Below are 4,192 nucleotides of genomic sequence, written 5' to 3' on the forward strand. Positions count from 1 at the left end.
CCGAAGTATTGGGAATGTCAACTGTCAACTGTCAACTGTCAACTGTCAACTGTCAACTGTCAACTGTCAACTGTCAACTGTCAACTGTCAACTGTCAACTGTCAACTGTCAACTGTCAACTGTCAACTGTCAACTGACTGATAAACCTTTTCTACCATTTGAGCCAAGCGTTTCATAGCAGTTTCAATCTCATCATTTGTCGCCGTCAAACTGATGCGCAAACACTCGTGCTTGTGCTGCCAATCTTCCCGCAAACCAGGAAAGAAAGAACTTCCAGGCACCACAATTACGCCGACTTTCTTCAACTCTTGATACAGTTCCCAATCAGTTATTGGCAAATCTTTCAGCCACAACCACGCAAAAATTGCTCCTTCGCCCCGGTGCAAAAACCACGGCAAATCCTTCGGCATTGCTTGTTCTAGAGTGCTTTCTACGATCGCAAATTTGCTTTGATAGTACGGCCGAATTACGTTGATGGAAATATCGGCAAGAGCGCCGGAAGCAATGGCCCGAGTTGCGATCGCCTGTCCGTATCTCGGCGAATGAATGCACATATTGGTCTGAAAAGATTCTAATATTTGAATTATTTTTTCATCGCCGATCGCAATTCCGATTCTTTCACCCGGTAATCCGGCTTTCGACAAACTCATACAGTGCACGATATTGCCCCCAAAAATCGGCGTCATTTCGGTAAAATTCAAAGACGGGAAGGGAGGGCCGTAGGCGGAATCAACCAACACCGGCACGTCGAAAGCGGCTGCTAAATCGGCAATTTTCTTAACTTCATCGTCGGTGAGAACGTTGCCGGTGGGGTTGCAGGGACGGGAAAAAATGACGCAACCGGTGGTTTGGTCGATCGACAGTTGGCTGAAATCCGGGCGGTATTTGAACCTGTGAGCACCCGCATCAATATCGAGGGTGGGTTTGCAGGCGACTACCGCTTCGGGAATCAAGCTAACGCCGCCGTAACCCGTGTAGTCTGGGCTCAACGGTAGGACGATATTTTTAAGGCTACCTCCCCTAGCCCCCCCTTGGTAAGGGGCGGATGGGGGGGGTGCGGTGTAGCCGCCGAAAGCGTTGGCTGCGTAAAAGTAAATCGATTGACTTCCGGGAGTAATTAGGATATTGCGATCGGTCAAATTCAATCCGTAACGCTGGTTGAAATCCGCCAAAACCGCATTGATAAACGGCTGATAACCTTGACTGGAACCGTAGCGACAAACCACCTCGCCGTATTCCGGGCTCGCCAAAAGTTCCGCAGTGCAGTCGCGCCACAACTGCTCGACTTCCGGCAAAATCACCGGATTTCCGGCGCTCAAATTGATAAACTCCTGCCCGCTGCCGGCTCTGAGAGTTTCAATAATATCTTTCATAATTGCCCGAACTCCCGTGAGGTGGGACATCTGAGCGCCAAATTGAGTCAGGGCAGGGTTCATAGCAAATGCAGCGACAATGATAGAAGTTTACAGTTTACCCATAATAACTCTAGTCGCAGGCGTTAGCGTAGCTTGTCTGGGGCATCGGTTGTCGATCGAGCGTCTGACTACTTCAATAAACTCGATCGGACAGCATTTTGTTTTTTCCCCTGTACGCGCGCCGGATCATAAGATTCTGGGCATTTGTGGAGCCCTATCGAGCGATCAAACAGTGTTTTTTACCTAAAAATTAGCGAACCGAACAGCACTATCTAATTGAAGAGTTTAGGTAAGATTTCACGCCGCCGCCCCCGATGAATTGCTCATACTTGACAGCAGCCATTAGGAGAATCTAAGATTAGCAGTACGACCCGAGGGCAACAGAATTTTCTTGGCTCCCGTTTCTGCTATAATTGCAGGTTCAATCCAGCCTCAAGAATCAGATTTGTTGCTAGCTCATTTTCATGATTCGCGGTTGGCTGACAGCGGTGCATTTCATCATCAATTCGGCTAAAGCCAAGATAGCTCGTAACGTCGCCCTTTGAGTGGTGTTACATAACAAATACGTAAATCCCAACCAAAATTAACAACCGTAAAATTTAACACAACAATGACACACTTTCCACTTACACAATACGAGGAACTTACAGATCCTAAAGCCAAAGCAGTGTACGAAGAAATATTGACAGACTTGGGGTTTGGCATCGTCCCCAACCTGTTCAAGTCAATGGCAATCAACCCTGACTTATTAGAAGCAAATTGGAAAAAATTCCGGGGAACAATCCTGCAAGGAGACTTACCCCGCACGCTTAAAGAAATGGTCGGCGTCGCTATTTCCCAATCAAATAATAGCGAGTACGCTCTTCGAGTTCACCTGCACGGATTGTCAGCGTTGGGCATGAGCGAAGAAATCCTGCGAACCCTAGTTTCTGACTTTGCCAATTGCCCTTTGCCAAAACGTGATAAAGCCGTAATTACCTTTGGCTTGCTAGCTGCTACAAAACCCCTGGAAATGACAGAAAGTGATTACCAAAACCTGCGGGATTTAGGCCTAGATGATTCAGAAATATTTGAGATAATTGCGACAGCAGACTTGTTTAGCTTTGTCAACCGATATACTGATTCAATAGCCCTCGAAATAGATGCTTTGTAATCTATATTTTATACCCATATTATGGGCGAGCGGCTAGAAGATCTAGAGCGAGAAGAACTTCTGTTGACAGCCCGCCGTTTGTTAGCAGAAGCTCAAGCGCTTTCCATCCGCATTTCCGCCGTCAACGAAATTGCCACTGCCATTAACCGCACCCTCGATCTCAACCAGATTTTACGAGTAGTAGGCAAGCAAGCCAAATGGCTGCTCGACTTTGAACACTGTAGCGTTTGCCTGCACAGCACTAACGCTTGCATGACCTTATTTGGCCCGCATATCCCTGTAGATATTTCAGTCCTGACAGAGGGCGGCCCTATTAAGAAGGCTTTCACCACACGTCAACCTCAATTAATTCAAGAAGCGGGTGCTACTGCTATTTTATCCCCCTACGCTTCGCAAATTATCCTTCCCTTGGAAAGCGAAGGTAAGGTTTTAGGGACAATTAATTTTGCCACAACCACGCCGCGAGCTTACACTCAAGAAGACTTGCGGATTGGCTATCTTTTGGCTTTGCAACTATCCTCAGCCATCCGCAATGCTGAACGCTTTAAAGAGATAAATAGCCTGTATGCCGAGCTCGATGCCGAAAAGCACAAATCTGACCAGCTACTGTTGAACGTTCTCCCGGTTGAAATTGCCGAGGAACTCAAAAATAACGGCAAAGTCGAACCACTTTATTATGATTGCGTATCGGTTTTATTTACTGACTTTAAAGGCTTTACTCAGTTATCTGAAAAAATGACGCCGCGAGAGTTAGTTGACGAACTAGACTATTGTTTTTCTTATTTCGATCGCGTGATGGATAAATACTCTATGGAAAAATTAAAGACTATTGGCGACAGCTATATGTGTGCGGCGGGAATTCCTAAGCCTCGCCCAACACACGCCTTTGATGCTGTACTTGCTGCCATAGAAATTCGACAGTTCATGGATTTGCGAAAAATGCATAAAGCTCAACAAAATATTGCTTATTGGGATATCCGGATTGGCATTCATTCAGGCCCAATACTTGCTGGGGTAATTGGCAATAAAAAGTTTGCCTATGATGTCTGGGGAGATACAGTTAATACTGCATCTCGGATGGAATCTTCCGGCGTACCTGGAAATATCAATATCTCTCACGCAACGTTTGAATTAGTTAGAGATTTTTTTGAATGCGAATACCGAGGAAAAATTCCTGCTAAAAATAAAGGCGAGTTGGATATGTATTTGGTTCATTATCTTAAATAAATTTTGGAAGGGCTAATTGCTAAAAAAGGATGGCTAACCGAGCCTTTATACGATTTTAGATTTTAGATTTTAAAAGTGGGAATGACTGATAACTATAGCAATCCTAAATCAGTTTCAATAACTGGTTAACTTCCAAGCTCTGCCTGGGAACCGATGTCCAGAGGCTCTGCCTCGGCTGCGACAATGGAGGCAGAGCCTCCGGATATGCGTTACCAGGCTCTGCCTGGTAACGAGTATAATCATTTAGGATTGCTATTAGGACTTACGCATTGACAGAATAACAAAATAGTGCATTGATAAAGATGGGTCGTTTACTTTCTAGGTATCGGACAATCAGAGAAATTACTAAACCATCGACAGCACAATGCAATCTAGACCTCTACACCTTATTTTTGCT

Annotated in this window: 3 protein-coding genes; 2 read left to right on the plus strand and 1 reads right to left on the minus strand. The window is 45.4% G+C overall.

What is annotated here, in order from left to right:
* Positions 1–122: 122 nt before the first annotated feature.
* A complete protein-coding gene (locus ACUVJL_RS00060) occupies positions 123–1,436 on the minus strand; it encodes a valine--pyruvate transaminase (protein ID WP_445243966.1) in 1,314 nt (437 codons plus the stop codon).
* A 589-nt stretch (positions 1,437–2,025) separates the two neighbouring features.
* Between ACUVJL_RS00060 and ACUVJL_RS00065 the strand changes: the two genes are divergently transcribed.
* Both ACUVJL_RS00065 and ACUVJL_RS00070 read left to right on the plus strand, forming a co-directional pair.
* A complete protein-coding gene (locus ACUVJL_RS00065; protein WP_445243967.1) occupies positions 2,026–2,568 on the plus strand; it encodes a carboxymuconolactone decarboxylase family protein in 543 nt (180 codons plus the stop codon).
* Between the two features lie 21 nt (positions 2,569–2,589).
* A complete protein-coding gene (locus tag ACUVJL_RS00070) occupies positions 2,590–3,795 on the plus strand; it encodes an adenylate/guanylate cyclase domain-containing protein (RefSeq protein ID WP_445243968.1) in 1,206 nt (401 codons plus the stop codon).
* Positions 3,796–4,192: the final 397 nt, after the last annotated feature.

This window comes from Microcoleus sp. OTE_8_concoct_300, from assembly GCF_031383065.1.
In the GTDB taxonomy this organism is placed as follows: domain Bacteria; phylum Cyanobacteriota; class Cyanobacteriia; order Cyanobacteriales; family Microcoleaceae; genus Microcoleus.

Coding starts and splice junctions, on each gene's coding strand:
- ACUVJL_RS00070 (WP_445243968.1), top strand. CDS start 2,590: ATGGGCGAGCGGCTAGAAGATCTAGAGCGAGAAGAACTTCTGTTGACA.
- ACUVJL_RS00065 (WP_445243967.1), top strand. CDS start 2,026: ATGACACACTTTCCACTTACACAATACGAGGAACTTACAGATCCTAAA.
- ACUVJL_RS00060 (WP_445243966.1), bottom strand. CDS start 1,436: ATGAACCCTGCCCTGACTCAATTTGGCGCTCAGATGTCCCACCTCACG.